This window comes from Rhodospirillaceae bacterium (genome assembly GCA_002746255.1).
GTDB lineage: Bacteria > Pseudomonadota > Alphaproteobacteria.
The window spans coordinates 325,094-344,699 of sequence record NVWO01000001.1; the positions used below are offsets into that span (position 1 = coordinate 325,094).

The 19,606-nt window shown below is 53.4% G+C and carries 17 protein-coding genes; 16 read left to right on the plus strand and 1 reads right to left on the minus strand.

From position 1 onward, the window contains the following. Window positions 1-83: 83 nt before the first annotated feature. From COA65_01575 to COA65_01595, 5 genes are read left to right on the plus strand one after another with little or no spacing between them, the layout of a single operon-like run. Window positions 84-914, plus strand: coding sequence for a hypothetical protein (locus COA65_01575; GenBank protein PCJ61666.1), 831 nt, complete (start codon window positions 84-86; stop codon window positions 912-914). Then, a complete protein-coding gene (locus COA65_01580; protein PCJ61667.1) occupies window positions 911-1,627 on the plus strand; it encodes a hypothetical protein in 717 nt (238 codons plus the stop codon). The genes COA65_01575 and COA65_01580 overlap by 4 nt, the downstream gene beginning before the upstream one ends. Continuing rightward, window positions 1,624-2,331: a pseudaminic acid cytidylyltransferase gene (locus COA65_01585; GenBank protein PCJ61668.1), complete on the plus strand. Its 708-nt coding sequence runs from the start codon at window positions 1,624-1,626 to the stop codon at window positions 2,329-2,331. The genes COA65_01580 and COA65_01585 overlap by 4 nt, the downstream gene beginning before the upstream one ends. After that, window positions 2,328-3,554 (plus strand): hypothetical protein, encoded by a 1,227-nt coding sequence (locus COA65_01590; protein ID PCJ61669.1) that lies wholly within the window; start codon window positions 2,328-2,330, stop codon window positions 3,552-3,554. The genes COA65_01585 and COA65_01590 overlap by 4 nt, the downstream gene beginning before the upstream one ends. Beyond that, window positions 3,544-4,512, plus strand: coding sequence for a hypothetical protein (locus tag COA65_01595; GenBank protein ID PCJ61670.1), 969 nt, complete (start codon window positions 3,544-3,546; stop codon window positions 4,510-4,512). Before COA65_01590 ends, COA65_01595 begins: the two co-directional genes overlap by 11 nt. Here the strand turns inward: COA65_01595 and COA65_01600 are convergent. Then, window positions 4,503-5,303 carry a hypothetical protein gene (locus COA65_01600; protein ID PCJ61671.1) on the minus strand — a complete coding sequence of 267 codons (801 nt, stop codon included), beginning with the start codon at window positions 5,301-5,303 and terminating at the stop codon, window positions 4,503-4,505. The genes COA65_01595 and COA65_01600 overlap by 10 nt on opposite strands. A gap of 73 nt (window positions 5,304-5,376) precedes the next feature. On the opposite strand from COA65_01600, the gene COA65_01605 reads away from it, so the two are divergent. From COA65_01605 to COA65_01655, 11 genes are all read left to right on the plus strand, one after another. Further along, a complete protein-coding gene (locus tag COA65_01605) occupies window positions 5,377-7,299 on the plus strand; it encodes a hypothetical protein (protein PCJ61672.1) in 1,923 nt (640 codons plus the stop codon). Continuing rightward, window positions 7,271-8,617 (plus strand): hypothetical protein, encoded by a 1,347-nt coding sequence (locus COA65_01610; protein ID PCJ61673.1) that lies wholly within the window; start codon window positions 7,271-7,273, stop codon window positions 8,615-8,617. Before COA65_01605 ends, COA65_01610 begins: the two co-directional genes overlap by 29 nt. Window positions 8,618-8,626: 9 nt before the next feature. Continuing rightward, a complete protein-coding gene (locus COA65_01615) occupies window positions 8,627-10,276 on the plus strand; it encodes a hypothetical protein (protein ID PCJ61674.1) in 1,650 nt (549 codons plus the stop codon). A 12-nt stretch (window positions 10,277-10,288) separates the two neighbouring features. Continuing rightward, window positions 10,289-11,530, plus strand: a complete 1,242-nt coding sequence (locus COA65_01620) for a hypothetical protein (GenBank protein ID PCJ61675.1) — start codon at window positions 10,289-10,291, stop codon at window positions 11,528-11,530. An 18-nt stretch (window positions 11,531-11,548) separates the two neighbouring features. Then, on the plus strand, window positions 11,549-12,550 hold the full coding sequence (locus tag COA65_01625) for a hypothetical protein (protein PCJ61676.1): 1,002 nt from the start codon (window positions 11,549-11,551) through the stop codon (window positions 12,548-12,550). Next, window positions 12,547-13,653, plus strand: a complete 1,107-nt coding sequence (locus COA65_01630; GenBank protein ID PCJ61677.1) for a hypothetical protein — start codon at window positions 12,547-12,549, stop codon at window positions 13,651-13,653. The genes COA65_01625 and COA65_01630 overlap by 4 nt, the downstream gene beginning before the upstream one ends. Next, window positions 13,653-15,035 (plus strand): hypothetical protein, encoded by a 1,383-nt coding sequence (locus COA65_01635; GenBank protein ID PCJ61678.1) that lies wholly within the window; start codon window positions 13,653-13,655, stop codon window positions 15,033-15,035. Before COA65_01630 ends, COA65_01635 begins: the two co-directional genes overlap by 1 nt. Next, window positions 15,032-15,898, plus strand: a complete 867-nt coding sequence (locus COA65_01640) for a hypothetical protein (protein PCJ61679.1) — start codon at window positions 15,032-15,034, stop codon at window positions 15,896-15,898. The genes COA65_01635 and COA65_01640 overlap by 4 nt, the downstream gene beginning before the upstream one ends. A 142-nt stretch (window positions 15,899-16,040) precedes the next feature. After that, window positions 16,041-16,757, plus strand: a complete 717-nt coding sequence (locus COA65_01645; GenBank protein ID PCJ61680.1) for a hypothetical protein — start codon at window positions 16,041-16,043, stop codon at window positions 16,755-16,757. Window positions 16,758-16,871: 114 nt separating this feature from the next. Further along, complete coding sequence (locus tag COA65_01650; GenBank protein ID PCJ61681.1) at window positions 16,872-17,783, plus strand: hypothetical protein; 912 nt, start codon at window positions 16,872-16,874, stop codon at window positions 17,781-17,783. Between the two features lie 32 nt (window positions 17,784-17,815). Beyond that, window positions 17,816-19,600 carry a hypothetical protein gene (locus tag COA65_01655; GenBank protein PCJ61682.1) on the plus strand — a complete coding sequence of 595 codons (1,785 nt, stop codon included), beginning with the start codon at window positions 17,816-17,818 and terminating at the stop codon, window positions 19,598-19,600. Window positions 19,601-19,606 lie beyond the last annotated feature (6 nt).

Here is a 19,606-nt window from a genome sequence, read left to right on the forward strand (position 1 = left end):
CGGAATTCATATTGGCTAATTGGTGCAGGCTGGGCCTGTTGATCGCGCCGGATCGTTCGCAGTGGTGGTCGCGGACCCATGCAATGGTGCCGACGCCGCACGCGCTTGGGAACGGTCTCTTCAAGGTTTATTATTCGGGCCGCGATGATGATAACAAATCCCATATCAGTTGGGCGTTGGTTGACCTGTCCGGGTCTCCAAAGGTCATCGAGAAAAATGCACGGCCGGTGTTGTCGCCAGGCGAACTCGGCTGTTTCGATGACAATGGCGTGACACCATCCTGCATTGTTGAAAATGAGAACGGCCTTTATCTCTATTACCTTGGGTGGAACCCCGGTTCGACGGTGCGCATGCATTTGTTTGGCGGGTTGGCCATCAGTCGGGACAAGGGGGAAACATTCGAACGGTGGTCGCGGGCGCCAATTCTGGAGCGTTGCAAGAGCGACCCCTTCCTGAACACCGCGCCCTGGGTGATCCGCGACAAGGATTTTTGGCGGATCTACTATGTCTCTGGCGTTGGCTGGCAACACCGTGATTTGCCGCGATATTTGATTAAAACGGGTACGTCAACGGATGGCTGTATCTGGAAACGCGATGGCACCATTTGTATCGATTTTCAAAACAAGAACGAAGTGGCCCTGGCGCGGCCTTATGTCGTCAAAGAGGACGGCTGCTATCGCATGTGGTTTTCCCATAAGGGGCCACAATACCAGATGGGATATGCGGAATCGGACGACGGGGTGACATGGAAACGGAACGATGCCGGCTGCAATTTCGGCGTTTCCGATGACGGTTTTGATTCCGTGATGGTCGAATACGCTGCGGTGGTTCGCCATGGAGGCCAGCAATTCATGTTTTATAACGGAAACAATTATGGGTTTGACGGCATTGGCCTGGCGGTCGAAGAGGCTTGATCGCGATGCGCATTGCCATTATGCAGCCGACTTACCTGCCATGGATTGGCCTCCTTGCAATGATTGACCAGGTGGATCGCTTTGTTTTCCTGGACGATGTTGCCTTCAATGACCGTTCCTGGCAGCAACGAAATTACATTCGGGCTGGCGACGACAGGCGCATGCTGACAGTCCCGGTGCTTAAAAAAGGCCGCCGCGGGCAATCGATTAAGGACGTCGAGCTAATGCTGGGTGGGGCCTTTCCCGAAGACCATATTCGTTCCATCCAATTGGCTTATGCCAAGGCTCCTTTTTTTGGGGATAGCGCATCCGCGCTCTTTGAAATTATGCGGCGTGAACAAACCCGGCTATCGGAAATAACCATTGCCGTTACTCGCTGGTTGCTGGATGTGTTTGGGATCGTGACGCCGACAATATGTTCCAGCGCGTTAAAGGCGGGTGGCTCCAAAGCGGATCGTCTGGTTGCCATTTGCCAGGAAGTGGGGGCCGATTTCTATCTGTCGGCGCCTGGGTCGCGTGAGTACATCGAAGACAGCGGGGCCTTTCAATCGGCCGGTATTTCCGTTGATTATCACGACTACGCGCATCCGGATTATCGGCAGCCTGGCAATGGGTTTGTTCCCTATCTTGGTGCGATTGATCTTTTGTTTAACGAAGGCAGGAACGCGGGTCTGGGCATCCTTCGTTCGGGTGTTGTGGGGCCAGCATCATGACGCGGGTTTTGGGCATTGTTCCGGCGCGCGGTGGTAGCAAGCGTATTCAGGATAAAAACATTGTTGATTTCTTTGGCCGCCCAATTTTGGCTTACAGCCTGGATGCGATGGCGGAATCCGGCGTCTATGAAGAAATCCATGTTTCCACCGATTCCAAGCGCATTCAGGACGTTGTGAAGGGCCTTGGCGTTGATGTTCCTTTTCTTAGAGGGGCGTACGCGGGCGACAAGGACGGGGTTCTGGACGTTGGGCGGTGGGTCCTTGATGAATTTGAGCGCCGCGGTCGCTGCTTCGACGTGGTCGGATTCGTGATGGCGTGCAGTCCACTTGTCGAAGGAGCGGATTTAAAAGCGGGGTTTCAGCATTACCTGGCTGGTGAGGAATGCCCACAATTGGCTGTGGCCGATTATCCTGCCCCTGCGCAGCAGGCGTTGCTGTTTGGGGCCGATGGGCGCATTCACCCGGAACGGCACGACCTGTTTGTGGCGCGGTCTCAGGATTTGCCGGCAACGGTTTTCGACACCGGTGCCTTTGCCTTTTTCTCTGTGGAAAGCCTTCGTAATGGTGATTCCGAACGTTTTGAAAAATATCGTGGATTTAAAATATCGCGGGATAAGGCCATCGACATAAACACGCTGGAAGACCTGGAATTCGCGCGGACCCTGTTCGCCGGGAATCGGGCGATGCGCGGTCTTAAGTCATGACAAGCGCCGTTTCGATCGTTGCAGATGCGCCCCATGGGCTGACACGGTGCCGGGTGTGTCGGGGTTCAGAGGGGGACATGGTGGGATGCATCCCGGCCGTGCCGGTGAGCCTTTGGCCGACGGGCAAACCACCCCATCCAGCGTTCGATCTGGAACTTTTTGTTTGTAAAAAATGCGGTCATCTACAGCTTCAAACGATGACGCCTGATTTTGTCAGCCGTTTTTATGAAGATGGGAGCTTTGTTGAGGATAATTCGGCCGGCCACGATGACCGTCTTCGGGCATTTAAGGAGCGGTTCGGAGAAGGTTTTTTCATTGGCCGCACGATTTTAGATGTAGGCGGCGGCAACAACCCCTTTGTCGGCTGCATTGACGGGGCAAAAGAACGTTGGGTAAGCGATATTGCAGTAAGCGACGCTGCAGCGGCGCAGGCGGATCAGACGGTTGCTGGTAATTTTATTACTGCAGCCTTTCCGGATGTCACGTTTGATGTCGTTACATTGTTTCATACGCTCGAGCATTTTGCCGAACCGGACCGTGCAGTGGAACGTTTGGCAGATGTGGTTTGCCCTGGCGGGCTGGTTCTGATTGAGGTGCCAAACGCGGAAGGCTTTACCCGGGCCGTTCCGCACTATGGCGCCTTCCATCAGCATCAGAGCTATTTTCATCGGGCATCTCTGGATGGGCTGATGCATTCTTTTGGCTTTGATCACGACCATCTGTTTCGTGAGGACAATGTGTTGCTGGTCGCCTATCGGCGTCGATCCGAAGCATCGAGTGCCCCGATGAAAGTTGATTTGTTCACGGGTGCGGCAATCGCCAGGCTCAGGCAGAAGATGATCGAAAAAATTGACAAAATACTGCGTGAAAAATTTTCGTCCATGCAACGGATCGCAATCTATGGTGCCGGCGGTTCGACAACGATGTTTTTAACCTTGCTGCCTTGGCTGCGGGAACGTGTCGTAGGGGTCTTTGATCGCGATGTTGGCAAGCATGGCCGTTACATTCCAGGAACGGGTGTGTGCGTTGATCCGCCAGATCAGGTGGATTCCTGCAAGACCGATGCAATGCTATTTTTGTCAACGCAACTATTTGACTCACTGGCGCAGCGTTACAAAACGCCAGCCTTCGATGTGGGTGCCATTCTCGATTCAGTCGGCCGAGAGGAATACGTCGTGGGGTTGCAACACGTCCATGTGAGAGGCAAGGCAGATGCTAGTTGAATTCACAAAGCTTCGCAAAGACCCTCTTCTTGTCGAGGGCGTCACGCATGTTTCCGATTTCCTTGAGCCGGAAGACAGAGACCGTGCCACAAACGAGGCGATGACGTTCTACTCAGAGGCGCGGGAAAAGGGGCTTTTCTTTAGCGAGGAAGAGGCTTCTGAGCGCGGACTGCTTATGACGGACGCACCTGTGCGCAGAGTCGATCAGCAGAACAACCTGCTCTATTCCAGCATGGCCTGGTTTCTGGAGAGCCGGAGTTTTGAAAATCTGGTTCAGGCAATGTCGATTTATGTAGGGCCGGACATTGATATGTTTTTAGCGCGGCTTCTGATTACCGTTCCGCTATGCGATATCCCGCAATATATTCAGAAGCGCTATTTTCCGATGGACGCGCAGGTGCATGGGTCGATCAATCGTTTTGTGAAAGATGATTTCCTGCGTGCATTTTTCTTTATTCACAATCCATGGCATCAAGACTGGGTAGATATGCCGAAGTCTGATTTGCGGTTTTTGACAACGTTGTTGCCAATTACCAACCGTTGTGGCGAACAGGCCCCACTTTATATTCTTCCAAAATCTGCAGCGGTTGAGCCACAGGCACTGCCAGTGCCCTATGAAGAGGATGATGCGACGACGACGTTGCTGGCAGGTGCTTCGGCCCCAAGGTCGTTTGAAAAGAGACGCATCTTGGCCTGCCCCGGCGATCTTCTGGCATGGCCCGCCAGGACGTTCCACAAAGTTGAGCCAAACCGTTCCGACGAACCTGCGATCAATCTCCGTTTCAATTTTTCGCCCACCGGGGCCCGTACCGGCGTGCGGGACCCGAAAAGCATTCAGCAGGTTGGCCGGTCGGCGTTGGCCTATTTATGTGAAGCGGGACCGACAGGGCCCGGAACGCTAGCTTTTACAGCCTATGAGGAAGACGAATTGGTGGTGACGCGCGAGGGCTATTCTTGATGCGCGTTCGCAGTATTTTCAATGCGATACAGCATGCCGGGCGCACGGCCCTGGTTGATGATTTCAGCCGTGGCATCGAAAAGATCGGTGGCGGCAATGGTCCGAAGGCCAGTGCTCTTGCCCGGTTGCGAGCCATGATAGAGGCTTTTTTCCCAAAGCAGGGCGCCCATCGGGTTCACGTCTGTTACAACGCCGGCCTTAAGGTCGCGAACCAGCATTTTGAAAGTAAGCCTTTGCTCGACGCCATCGAGGTTGATATGCGGCCCCGTGAATTCTTTTTTAAATCGGTACGGCACGTTCATCGCCTGTTCGACATAGTGGTAAAAAGTGACGCTATGCTGATCGTCCAGATCAAGGATTGCCACCTTTCCCCCGGCCTGATGGAGCAGCGCGAAGGGGCTGTCAGAACCGAAAGCATCGCGGTTGACCCGTCCGTGCAAAGTGTCGGTGCGATGGCCGAAGCAGGAAAAAGAATAGAACGGGTGGCCGGTGCGATGGCGGCCACAGGCTATGCGCGCCGCTTCGCTCAAGGCGCCCATGCCTGATGGAGATGTGCGCATGTCAAAAGGAACGCCATCGGCAAAATCATATCGGAAGGCCGGAAACAGCAGGCCGCCGTCTTGGCCAACTGCGCGAAGGAAGGACTGCAGCAGATCGGCTGTCTCCAGGCGCTCTCCAAGCGCACGGAACCGGCGGTAGACAGGGGCGGCATGGCTATGAAGCATAACCAGGTCACCGCGTTCGATGCCGCCGTCTTTCCATTCGCCTACGAGTCGATCAATTCGGTTCATTCTGCTTTTCCAAATGACATAGTGGCGCAATAAACCTGCCGCTGAACTTTAATGGTTTCGAGGTTTTTTCTCCATGATCATCGCGTCTCTCTATCCTTGTCCTTATGACCCCCAGATCCGCCATGATTTGAACGCGGCGGTGATCAAGGGTGAGAATATCTATGCCTATGAGGAAGACAAGCTCACTGGCATTAAGAACGAATATACCGTGCAGTTCCCGGAACGCAGCCTGATGATGGGATGCAAAGAGTTGGGGGTTGTTCCGCGCGATGTGGATATATGGGTGCTGCCAACCCCGCGGGAAGCACCGCGTATGGACAATCAGTTCATGTTCTTTGCCAATGTCATTAAGGCGTATGAAGGAAGTTTTGATGCCTTCGAAGCATGGTACCGCAAGCGCGTGCGCTTTGTTGATCATCACATATGTCATGTGTCGGCTGCGATCCACACATCTGGTTTCGAAGACTGTGCGTTTGTCAGCCAGGACGGCGGTGGCGACATGGGCGACCCGCGCGACATGGTCTTCGGTGAATTTGTTGATGGGGAAATGACCGTCATTGGCCAGCATCATGGGCTGCAGAATATCTGTTCGTATCATGCCTTTGTGACAGATGCCTGTGGTTTTGGCGGCGGAGAAAATGGCAAAACGTCTGGCCTGGCCTCCTATGGGACCGTTCAGCCAGAATTGCTGGAGCAATTGCGGGGATTGATCCGGAAGGACGGCGATGGGCTAAGCTTTGATCGAAAACGGTACGCCCGTACGCCGGTAAATTTGAACAAAATCCGCCCTCAGGAATATGATCGTAACAAGATTTTTCTTCAGGTTCCTTCCGAGACGAACGTGCTGCGTCTATCGCTCGGCTATCTGCCCCACGACATTGCCGCCACGGGAGAGGCGTTGCTGCAAGAAGCCTTTCTAGGTTTTCTAGAGGAAGTAAAAAAACGGACGCCCTGTCGGAAGATTGTATTTAGTGGGGGGCTGTTTCAGAATGTTGCCCTGAACCAGGCAATTTCCGTATCGGGCCTGTTTAAGGAATGTTTTTTCCCGATGGCATCGTCGGATGCCGGCTTGGCTCTTGGTGCCGCGCTAAAGGTCAAGAAGGACGTTGAGCGAAAAACGAAGAAGGTGCCAAATAAGGCTGGCAATGCTCCGGTTGCGCCTTTTCTCGGGCCGTCTTTTCCGAATGCGGAGATCGAAGCGCTGTTGGACCGGTTTCGCCTGGCCTACACGCGAAGCGACGATCCTGCCGAAGCTGCTGCCGCGATGTTGAGCGATGGCAAGGTGGTTGGCTGGTTTCAGGGGCGTGCGGAACATGGGCCGCGGTCTCTTGGCGCACGCTCAATTCTGGCTGATCCAAGGTCTCTTCAATCCAAGCAACGCGTGAACCAGCGGCTCAAGCGCAGGGATTGGTTCATGCCATATGCCCCATCAATTTTGTATGAATCTTTCGAAACATGGTGTGATCGACCGGTGTTTTCTCCATATATGCAGATCGCATTCACCGTCCCTGAAAATTTACGGAAGAAAATACCGGCGGCCGTCCATGTGGATGGCACATCGCGAATTCATGTCGTGCGGCAAGAGGACAACCCGGCATATTGGCGGCTGATCGATGGGTTTCGGAAACGGACCGGGTTGCCACTTGTTCTGAACACCAGTTTTAACCGCCACGGTATTCCTACGATTTCATCGCCGCGTCAGGCCATTGAACATCTGATGGAAGGGTGTATGGACAGCCTGGTGATCGGAGATTTTGTTGTAAACTTTTCCGAAAACCGTGTGACGACGAATGCCGAAGACGCGTTGGTCGAAGAAGAATATATGTTGATTGAAGATTGCATTCGCCGCATTCCAAAAGTTGCTCAGATGGGAACGGCAAGCGATCTTCAGGACTACCTGAATCGCCTCTCACAACTGATTGATGGCCCCGTTGAAATGGATGGCAATGTCATCAGAATAGCGAATCATGGTTCCGTTGAAATTGAGATGCCTTAAGGCAGAAGCAGCGAGAGCAAAAATGAAAATTACCTGCATCGCCCATGCCTGCCTTCTTATCGAGGCGGGTGGGAAAAAGATACTGACCGACCCATGGATATTGGGGCCCTCATGGGGGGGGAATTTGTGGGTTTACCCTCCGGCGAAGGCCGTGCCGGAGGATTTTCATGATGTGGACGTCATTTACTTTTCCCATGCCCATGAAGATCATTTCCAACGTGAATGTGTTGCGCGCCTGCCTCAGATAACCAAAGAAAAGGCGAAGGTCTTGATTCCTGATTTTGGCATGCCTTACTTCGAAAAAGCTGTGAAAAAGTCAGGATTTGCCAATGTCCATGTGATGCAGCACGAGGACGTGGTGGATCTTGCTGAAGGTGTGCGCGCGCATATGCAGATTAACGATCAGGGTGATCACGATTCGGCGCTGATCCTTGAAGCAGACCAGTCAACCCTACTGCTTCAGACGGACAGCGTTGTTTCCATCGATGAGGCCGAACGTCTGGGCCAGAAATTTGACATTGATTTGTTGTTCGCGATTACGATTCTCACGGGGATTTACCCGGCTTTCTGCGACATGCCGGCAGAACAGGTCATTACCCGTGCGCAGGCGAAACGCGAACGCTCGATCGCTTATGCGCTGGATGTCACGCGTGCGATGAAAGCAAAAGCGGTTGTCCCGTATGCGTCCGATTTGTGTTATCTTGGAAATCTCTATCATATCAATGCGTTGCACCATCATGACAAGGCGGCATTTCTGACAGAGGTCGCAGAAAAATTGCCGACGACTGAAGGCATTCGTATGACGCCCGGCGATTGGCTGAAGTTGGAAGGCGGCCGCGTTGTGGCGCGTTCCCTGTCGGATGCAGACGAGCGTGCCGAAAAACTTGCGACTTTCGCCATTGCGATGCAGGCGCGTTACGAGCGTTCCTGGCGAGAGGAACATTCCCGGACAACGCCACCTTTTGGAACCCTTGTGGAAAATTTGTCCGATGCCTTGTCGAAAGCTGGAAAAGGCTGGCCGCATGCGCCTTATCGTGTGCTTTGGCGCGTGCAGGATGCGGATGGAAACAGGCGCAACATCGGCCATGTGGCAGGTGCTTTGGCGGAAATTACGGAAGATGACGCATGGTCCTATGATCTCCGAATTGATGTGCCTGCCTTTCGCTTGCGACGATTGGCTCATGGTGATTATCCAATGGGTTTTTTGACGCTTCAAAATGGCGGGCTGCGCTTCCACAGGCATGAGGATGAGCTTACCCCGTCCGAACGCGCCTATTGGCAAACGCTTTTACGTTTGCGCATTCCAGTGCAGGTTTAGCTGCAGGGAATGATGCGTAATTTTATTTCCGATTGGTGGGGCCGGCGTGCAAGGGCGCAGATGCGGAGGCAATTGCGCACGCACAGGGCCATTCTGCATGCCAGCCTCGATCTGGAAAATCATCGTCTGGCCGGCTTGCTTGAGGATGCCGGGCCGCCGGTGCCTGAGGGAGTCTTAAGCTTCTTGCCTGAAAAATATCGCAACGCAGGAATGACCTGTCTGCAACAACGTTGTTTGACCATGAATTTCAGTTTTTTGCTTGTCGAAGTGGGCAAGCATCTCGTCGCTCCGGGCACGCCACTGGTGATGGCAATCCCAAAACGCTGGCGGGAACATCTTCGCAGGCAGGGCCTTTCTGTTTCCGCAAAATCGCAGCTGCGTTTTGCCCTTGTCGTTCTCGATGCCTTGGTTGCCGGGCTTCGCGCCGTCCGTCTGCTGACTTTGTCAAGGCGACGGGGCCAGCAAGTTGTTCCGCCTGCCGTTAAATATCATGTGTTTATTGGCGCAAATGCCGGAAACCTGCCGGACCCGTCTGGACGGGAAGAAAGACGCAATCTTTACAGCTGGTATCAAGCCTATTACGGGATTGAGAAAGACTTCGCATTCGTTGCCGAGAACCGCGGGGTTGATGCGCCGCAATGGTATGGCAAAACGGGCGTGATGGTGGCAGAGAACTTTCCGCCGTTGGATGCCGCCCGCCACCGGAAATTTATACGCACGGCAATAAAGTTGGCTGTGGGGGGGGTTGCGTGGACGCTTCTGGGAAGGTGGTGGCACGCGATTTTGCTGCTGGATGCCGTGAAACTTGCCTATTTCCAACTGCTTCCCACCGACGCTCTGGCGCAGCGCTATTTGTTTCACGCCGGGAATAGTCTGGTTCGGCCGTTGTGGACATATGACGCCGAGGCGCGAGGCGCTTCTGTTGTGAACGCGTTCTATTCCGGGAATTTTATAACGTTCACGCCAAACCCCACTATTTCGCCGGCGCGGACGCTTGCCTTATCGACCATGTCCTGGCCTGAGATGATTTGTCTGGATAAGGAATCGCGCGATGCGTTGGTTGCCTATGGCCTGCCGCCAAAGACCATAAGGGTCAGTGATATTCCTTTTGATTTTTATGATGACGGGTCTCCGCTTCCATCGATTCATGGTCCGGTGGTGATGTTGTTCGATGTCACGCCATATCGTTCTTATTTCAAGGCCTCGCGGGGGTTCCATAATGCTTATTACACGGCAGAAACCTGGACCCGTTTTATCGACGACATTGTTCAAAGCGCCAAGCGGCACGGCTGGACCGTTGTCCTGAAAGCCAAGAGGAAAAAGAACCGTTTTAATGCGCCAGCTTATCAGAGATATATCGAGCGATTGGAAATGGATACGAATGTTGTCATTCTGGATGCGGGCATTGGCGCATCGCGGGCAATAACGATTGCAGATGCGGTAATGTCGATGCCTTTTACTTCACCATCTCTAATTGCAACACAGCAAGGCTGCCCGGGGGCCTTTTACGACCCTGGCGGGCAGCTTTCGCATTGCGATGCTTTGACGAGAGGCATGCCAATGCTGACGACGTCATCGGAGCTTGATGACTGGTTTTTCTCGCTCAGTCACAAAGCCAGGAACACAAAGCCATTTTCAACCCGTACGTTTCAGGGCTGAAGGAAGATTGCGGTGGCAAAGCCATTGATCGTTGTCGCGCTTTCTGATTCCAGCCGCGTTGATCTGGAATGGGTTCTTCCCCTGATTGACGAACTGATTGAGGGGGGTAGCCGTGTGGAGGTGTTTGATTTTACGCCCGTGGACCGGAATGACCGTTCGTCTTACGCAATGAAATATCTGCGCCATATTTTAAAGCGTTGGCCACGTCGTTACGCGGATATGGAGCCAATCCCATCTGCAATCGCCAGATTTCTTGATCGCCTGCGGGCCAGTCCCCGTGTTGCAGTGGCCCGCATTGGGGCGCTCTATTTCAGCCCAAAGTCGTTGGTCGTGTTGTCAAAATGGCGTGCGCGCGGAAGGGCGAGGGTCCTGGATCGGTGTTTTAGGAATTGTGCGGGGCTGTTTGTTGGGCTTCGTTCCGAGGAATGGGCGGATGGCACGGGGGAGGCGGAATTAATAAAGGCGGCGCGCGCGCATGGCGTTCCGGTTATTGGGTTCCCTCCAGTGGCGGATCATGAAATCCCGCACCAACAATTAATGACTTGTGATATTGCCTTGGCCAATACGCCTGCGCAGGCGGATGCCTGGAAGAAAATTTCAGATGCGCATATCCTTGCGGTTACGCCGCCCGCATTCACGGTGCGCTGGTTGGCGCGGCTTGAGGCGATCCAGCATGCCACGCTTGGGGACTCTCATTTGCCGAATGAGCGCAAGCTGGTTCTTGTTATCCTTAAAAATGATAATTCCATTGTATGGACGGGACTGGATTTTCATGAAACGGCACGCAACATGATGGCGCCGCTTCTTGATTCCGGCATGCACCTTCTGATCAAGCCGCACCCCCGGCAAACCTCGGCGGCCTTGCAGCGCCTGCTTGGTTCGATTGATCGCTCGCGGTACACACTCATTGATGGGCCTTTGGCCTATTGGGCACAACAAGCAGATCTTGTGGTGTCGTTGTTCTCTGGAGGTGTCCTGGATTGCCTTGCCGTGGGGCGGGTGGCGGTCCTGTATTGGCCGGTTACGGCATCTTATTTAGAAAAAGTCCGGAGTGGCGATGTGACCGATATCTATGTTCGATCTTGCCACGATGGTACGCTGGCGACCAAATATCATGATTTCTGTTTTGAGGTGACGGATCCCGTTTTCAAGCTTCCGCCTATGACGGATACAGCGTCTAGGCTGGCAATGTTTCGGGAGCATTACGCAGAGGTGGAAAATTGCGCGGCCATACGGGAACGGATTGCATGTTGAGGATGCGTGGCGGGCAGCATGCATAGGGGTAACATCAGGCTAGGAATTATCGGGGCCGGTTCTGTCGCACTGGACCATGCGGCGGTCGCAGAAGCGCTGGGGGCCAAGGTCGTTGCGGCAAGTACGCGAAAAATGCAATCGCCACGCTGGACGACCTTTCAGGCAGCCTATCCGGATTGTGAATTCGAGCCGGACCCAGCTGCGATGGGAACGCGCAGCGATGTTGATGCGATCATCCTGTGTCTTTCATGGAAAGATCAGGCGGAATGGCTGGATTGGGGGCTTTCAGTACAAAAGCCGGTGTTGATTGAAAAACCCATTGCGCTGGACGAGGCGATCCTTGGGGCGGCACTTGCCCGCCATTCGGATAATCTGGCCGGGAAATTGGTGGGTTATAACCGGCGTTATTATAAAATTGTTGCCCGGCTTTCTGAAAGACTGGCGCGTGGGGGGTTGCGGGCGGCAGAGATTACGATCTCGGAAGAAATTTCAGGGCTCGTCCGGCGTCATGGAAAAGAGGCGCTGGCTTTCTCGATGGAACATTCGGGCTGCCATCTGATTGACGTCGCTGCCCACCTTTTTGGTGATCTTTCAGTGGTGCATATGACGCGTTACCCGGAAGAATATGATGGCGTTTTCTTCAATGGCTACAATGGGCTGCTTGAAACCAAGGCGGGGATCCCTGTGGCATTCTTCAACAACGCAAATGACCCGAGTCGTGTTGGCATTCGCTGCAAGTTTGACGATGGAACGCAGTGGTGTCTGACGCCGACGGAAATTCTTACGGTCTATCAAGGCTATGACATTGTTGAACGCCGTGCCGATTGTCAGGTTCGGCAATATTCGCCCCATGTGATGGAGCGACTGATCGAAGACGCAAGGTATCGCCCGGGGTTTATGGCCCAGATGCGTGCTTTTCTGACCGGAGAAATTGGTCCGGGCTGTACGCCGACGATGGCAATGGGGCTGCTGAAACTCGTGGGTGCAATCAAGCGCCAGGCTAAGGACGTTCGCGTATGAAAAAAGACAGTCGAAATTCCGGAGAAAAGGCAATCAATGTTGCGCCGCCAATTGCGACGTTGCGCGAGGCGCGAGAGCGCGCCCGCTCCCTGGTGTCGCCCCAGGCATGGGACTGGCTGGAAGGCGGCACGGAACGGGAATGGACTCTTGATGCAAATACCGAGGCGTATCGACGCTATTTCCTGAAACAGCGTATTCTTCGTGATGTCACAAAGATTGCAATGGGGCGGCGGTTTCTTGGCAAGCAGCTTCCTATGCCGCTAATCGGGGCCCCTTTAGGTGGAATGACCCAATACCACCAGGATGGCGAGATTGCCCTTGTCCAGGGAGGACATGCGGCGTCCACCATCATGACAATCAGCGCCATGTCGCGTTTGCGGATCGAAGAAATTCGGGAAGCGGCGCCGAAAGCGGCCATGATTTACCAGGTCTATTTTCAGGGGCCGGATTCCTGGCTTGAAGATGAGGTGGCGCGTGCAAAGGCGGCGAAGGTAAAGGCCCTTTGTCTTTGCGGTGACGCGCCCGTCCGGACCCTTCGCTACCGCGATCGGGAGAGCCGGTATGATGCGCGGAAATTCGGGCGTCGGACGAACGCGTCACCACCAAACCACGCGCTTGGCGCGCGCGCGACCTGGGATTACATCGCTTGGTTTAAGGAGAAAATAGATGTTCCGATCATCGTAAAGGGGATTGTCTGCGCAGAAGATGCCACCCTGGCGCTGGAGCACGGTGCGGATATTCTGTGGGTCAGCAATCACGGCGGCAGGGTGCTTGATTCAGGCATGGCGTCCCTGGATGTTTTGCCGGAAATTCGGGCCGCCGTTGGCAAGAAGGCGACAATCGTCTTCGATGGCGGGATTCGTACGGGCTCGGATGTTTTGAAAGCCCTGGCGCTGGGGGCAGACATTGTCGCGTCCGGGCGTCCAAGCGTTTATGGCCTGGCCGTCGATGGGGCAGATGGCGTTCAACGTATGTTTGAGCTGTTTGCCGAGGAATTTCGCACCGCCATGGCGATGTGCGGCATCACACGCCTTGATCAGATTGGACCGGATATTTTGCGCACGCGCCCGGATCCCGAAACGTTGTTGAGTATTTTGCCGTAATGGAAAGTATGGACAAGGGTTCGTCATCGGTGTCGGAATCGCGAAGTTACGTCATTGAGGGAAAAGGGGATCTGGAAGCAGAACGGATCACGTTTGGCGTTGCCAATATGGCAAACAACAAGGCTTATCGCTATGCCGTGGCAAACAATGGCGGCGATGCGGATGGCGCAATCCTTCGCCGTTTTCAGGATCGTTTTCGCTGGTATCGTGAAAGCTGGCGCGGTCTTCCTGCACGCGCGGTGGCGGAAAAACGATGGGGTCAGGAATTCGCCGCCCTCGATTATCCCCCCCTCTGTGTCGATGTCGAAAGTGCGGCCGTATGCGACCTTGCCTGTCCGTTCTGTTTTCGGCAGTGGATTGTAACGCCGGATAAAATTGTCGATTTTAATCTGTTTCGCCGCATCGTCGATCAATGTGCCGAGCTTGGCGTGCCATCAATGAAGCTCAACTGGCGCGGCGAGCCACTGCTTCATCCAAAATTGCCGGAAATGATCGACCTTGCCAAACGTGCCGGAATTCTTGAGGTGATTATCAACACGAATGCCACGACGCTTGATGAAAAAAAATCACGGGAGTTAATCGACGCCGGCCTCGACATGATGATCTATTCCTTTGATGGCGGCAGCAAGGAAACCTACGAACAGATGCGCCCGGGTCGTTTCAAGGCAAACCGCTTTGATGACGTCTATGCAAACATCCGCCGCTTTGATGAAATTCGTTCAGAGATGGGGGCTGTTTTTCCTCGCACGCGCATTCAGATGGTCTTGACCGAAGAGACCTTTCCAGAAAGGGAGGCTTTCTTCGGTCTGTTTGAAGACAGCGTGGATCATGTTTCGGTCAAGGCTTACACCGAGCGTGGGGGTAAGATCAGCGAGCTGGACGCGGAAACCCGGGAGCGTCTGTCTAATGAAATTGCGCGCCTCAAGCTTCCCGACGATGCGCCGGTCCGCCGCGATCTGCATGGTAGGCTTTACGTTTCAACGGGTCGGCTTCCATGTGAACAGCCGTTCCAGCGGCTTTTGGTGACCTATGACGGGCGTGTCAGCATGTGCTGTTACGACTGGGGAAGTCAGTATCCGGTTGGCTATGTCGATGCCAAGGCAATTGAAACTGGTGAGCGTGAATACACGAAAGTCCTCGAAAAAATTGCCGAGGGCGCGAAAGGGTTTGAAAAGATGGCCGGTGCCGTCATGCCGGAAAAAATGAATGCGCCAGACCCGGTCGTTCGCAGCTTGCAGGAGATCTGGCATGGCGACGACATTACCCATGTGCGCAGGAAACATGTTTCCGGCGAAGGTGAGACGGTAAGTGCGTGTCGCCGTTGCACGTTTCGTGAAACCTATGCYYGGCAGCCGATTGGAGATGACAAGCCGGATGAATGACAGAGGTGGTAAATGTTTGCAGGAAGGCCATGGGTAGAAGGATAGCAGCGTTTAAACGTGACCCTTGGCTTGTGCTGTCCCTGATAGTCCATGCCTTGGGCCGCAATTTTCGCCTGAGATTGTTTGAGTTTAGTTTTCGTTCCAAGGCCTGGCGCAGCACCATCTGTTCCATACGGAAAAATGGCTACGCCGTTGTTCCAGGCTATCTGAAGCCTGAAGAAGTTTTATTTTTACAAGCCGTATGTGACAAGTCGGCGGAGGGAATCGATGATCTGAGGGGTGATGCCTATTTGATTGCCGAGGCGCCTGGGTCGCTCCGTCTGCGCCACATGGAAAGCCGCCATCCGGAAATGGATTATTTCCGGCGCCATCTCAAAATTGCGGCATTGTCGGTTTGTCTGCATGGACGGCTGCACTGGCCATCCGTTCAATATTCCGCCACCTATGATGGTCATGACAACCCGGACTTCGTTTTGGGTTGTGCGGAGAGGCCTTTYGGCGGGGYCTGCCAYGTGGAYCAGTGGCACCATCAGTTAAAAGCCATTTTTTTACTGGATGATGTGAGTTTGGCWAACGGSCCTCTKATGGTTTACCCGGGAACCTGGCGYCCGCARTGGTCSGMGRTYGAYGTCTAYCGGCTTAAGAAGTGGAACAAGACRCATGTCGGACCGTCACCGGCGGATCTGTCCTATCTTCCCGATGATAATTTTGGGCCGGACATTTGCACAGAGATGAACCCGCAGGGTGCCGCGGTTCCGATCACTGGAAAAGCAGGTGATCTTGTACTTCTTGATACGCGTACGCTGCATTTTGCCGGCAAGATCGAAACGGGGCGGCGGCGATTGTTGTGGTTTTATTTTTGATTACGAATTATTTTGAAGTACCCATTTATATTTTTTAAGGATTAGCACCTTGGACGTAAGTCTGTATCGTGGATTCGCTGCATTACATGCTTTTGCACTTTCGCTTTTTCCAGAATCTCAACAATGGAGTCTTCGCGCCCGTTTGCGTGAGCATCTGCGACACATAGAGACAGTCAAACTGCCGTCAGGCGTCACAATGTCAGTGGTTTGCGACCATCCGCAGGTGCGTTCCCGTGTGCAGCGCCTTTACACCAAGGAACCCGAGACGATCAAATGGCTTGATCGGCTGAAAGAGACCGATGTGCTGTGGGATATCGGAGCAAATATTGGCATTTATTCACTTTATGCGGCTCTGGAAAAGGGAGCGAGGGTCATGGCATTTGAACCGATGCGCGAAAATATTGAGGTGCTACAAGCAAACATTCGGAAAAATAATATTGGTGATCGTATTTCCGTAATTCCAGTGGCGGCATCTGATAAGGAAGCTTTGGGTAAATTTTTTCTCAGAAATATAAATGCAGGCTCTTCCGGTCATCAATTTGGTGAAAATTTTGACCAAGACGGAAATGAATTTAAGCCAGCTGGAATTGAAACCATACTTGCGGCCCGGCTGGACTGTCTGAGTGATGTATTCGGGCTACCCACGCCGACACACATAAAGATTGATGTAGACGGCATAGAGCAAAAAGTGATCCTGGGAGCGCATGCTTTATTGCAGAAGCCCGAACTTAAGTCTGTATTGGTGGAGGTGAACAAAGGTATGGATAGGATGAACAAGGACCTTCTGGAATCAGGGTTTTCGATGACCTCCAAGGATGGCCACAATTGCATTTTTGACCGAGTCGTTCATGCAATTTGAAGTTATCACCCAGATTGCCAACACAGATCAGGGCAAGCTAGAAACGGCAACTAAAATAGCGGCTTCGTTTTCTAAAGTCGTAGCGGATGCGGTGAAATTATTGGTCTATCCCTTATGAGCATTTCCATACCCTGTACGGACGAAACATGGAGCCGCATAAAAAAACTTTTGCTTCAACGAGGAGCCGGAGAAACGTCAGCCTATTGGCAGGATAGACGTAACGAACTCTTGTATGAGCGCAATCAAGATGGCACCGTAACGGTGAACGGTTTGTACCCTAGTCTCAAAAAAATACACTGGTTCGATCGCAATAAAAGCCCAGGGCCGATTGCAAGGATTCGGGCGTGGTGTTCACCTGATGACCCGAGGTTTTGGTGTAAACATCCGTTGGTTGAGGCGTATCAGCAACGAATTAAAAGCCAACTCGATGATCGATTGGTCAAGCTATTTCCCATGTACGATTTGGCGAAAGCTTACGATGTCATGCAGACCATCGAACGATACGCCCCATCCGGATCAATCCTGGAGATTGGCGCAGGTGGATGCCTCGTCGCGGCGCTGGTATTAAATAGACATCCATCCGCACAATATTGCGTAATAGACCTTCCGGAAACCATGCCAATCGGATTTTTGATTTTGCGCCATCTTTTCCCTCAGTTGTCCATAGCATTGCCTGGCGAAGCCATTGATCGGCCCCGTGTTCGTTTTTGCACACCAGAGGAAAAGCCGGACGGGCTTTTTGGCGCTGTTGTGAACGTAGCTTCGTTTCAAGAGCTCGATCCTCCGATAGTTAACGATTATTTTTTGAAGATTGACGAGGCCCTGGTTGACGGTGGGGTTTTTGTCTGCATCAACAGGGAAGAAAAGATCGATCCAATGCGGAAACTTCGGTCCGTGTTTAAGGAATACCCGTGGCCCCAGAATTACGAAACGCTGCTCGACGATGAGGCGTTGATTTCGCGTTGGAGCGGGCCTGAGATAGCTGTTCTTCGGCGAGTGATTTGTAAGCAGTCTCGGGCAGAGTAGACGCAGTAAATTCATAGTCAAATATTTTTCCAATGTATCACTTGAAAAACTTCGAAATTATAGCCGAGATTGCCAACGCGCATCAGGGCAATCCGGAAACGGCTGCAAAAATGGCGGCCACGTTTTCGAAAGCCGGGGCGGATGCGGTAAAATTCCAGATCTATTTTGCCGATGAGTTGTTGACCCCGGACCATTCCCGTTTTGAACATTTCAAGAAGCAGTCTTTTGCGCCGGAAGCCTGGGCCGATTTGCTGCCGCGTGCCAAGGCCTGCAACGTTCGGGTCTATTGCGATGTGTTCGGGATTGAGGCGCTTTCGATTGCGGCCCGGTACGGCGCCGATGGTTTCAAGTTGCATGCATCTGATTTGTCAAACAATCCATTGCTGGACGCCGTTGCTGAGGCGCCGGGGCGCGTGTTTCTTTCTGCCGGTGGTGCGACCATTCGGGAAATTGTGCATGCCGTTGAGCGCATGTTGAAGGCGGGCAAGCGACCCGTTCTGCTGCATGGCTTTCAAGCCTACCCAACCCGCATCGAAGATTGTTGTCTGGCACGGTTGGCATGGCTGCATGAAGTTTTTGGTGACAGCTGTGACCTTGGCTATGCCGACCATATTGCCGGGGACGATCCGTTCGCACGCTCTTTGCCGTTGTTTGCGATGGGGTTGGGGGCTTCGGTGATTGAAAAACATGTGACCTTTGACCGCGATGCCAGAGGCGTGGATTATTTTTCTTCATTGGAGCCAGAAGAATTCCAGAACTTTGTGAACGATGTCCGCCATTGCGAAGCAGCGCTTGGGGGGCGTCCAAGCACGATGTCGGAAGCCGAACTTGCTTACCGCCATGCCGTTAAGAAGCATTGGGTCGCCGCTCGCGATTTAAAGGCCGGGGCCGTCATCGCGGCAGAAGACCTGGTTATGAAGCGGGTGGAGGATGCGCCGGGCAATCCCCTGCCGCGCGAGCATCTTGCCGGGCGGCGTCTTAAGGAAGATATCCCCAAGGATGTTCGCCTATCGCGCACAATGCTTGAAACGGTGGTATGGGCCCTGCCGGTCGCACGTTCAAAATCATCCAGACTGCCAGGAAAAGCCTTGCTTGAAATTGCTGAGCGGCCGGCATTGGCACATTTGTTTGAGCGTCTTAAGCAATGCACTATTGTTGATCGCATCGTCTTTTGCACAACGACAGACAAAGAGGACGACGCGCTTTGTGCGCTGGCCAAACATGCCGGGATCGATGTTTACCGTGGTCCAAGCGACGATGTGCTGTCGCGAATGGTTGGGGCAATGGGCGTTGAGGCGGTTGATGTTGTGTTGCGGGTGACCGGGGATGACATCCTGGTGGACCCGGATTATGTGGAACGTGGCGTGCAGCACCACCTGGCTGCCAATGCCGAATACACTGACCTTAAGGGCCTGCCGTCTGGCACAGAGGTTGAAGTTTTTGATGGGGCGTTGCTGCGGGAACTTTTAGAGGCAGCCAAAGACAGTTCGGGCACGGAATATCTGACAAATTACATCACCGATAACAAATCGCATTTTCGGTGCGCCAGCCTGCCGTTGCCAGATTGTCACATACATGACTGGCGTCTGACCCTTGATACGCCAGAAGATCTTGGCGTGATTACAGGCCTGCTTGAACATATGGCAAAGATTGGTAAGGCCGTTACCTATCGGCTGGACGACATCGTTGATTATTTTGTGCAATATCCGGAACGCCTTGAGGGCAATGCAAGCGTCCGGCAAAAAGCAAAACCAATCACGGTTGAGACGGCTATGCGCTGGAACCGGCGCCCGGTTTCTTCAGGCGGTATGAAATAGGCATCG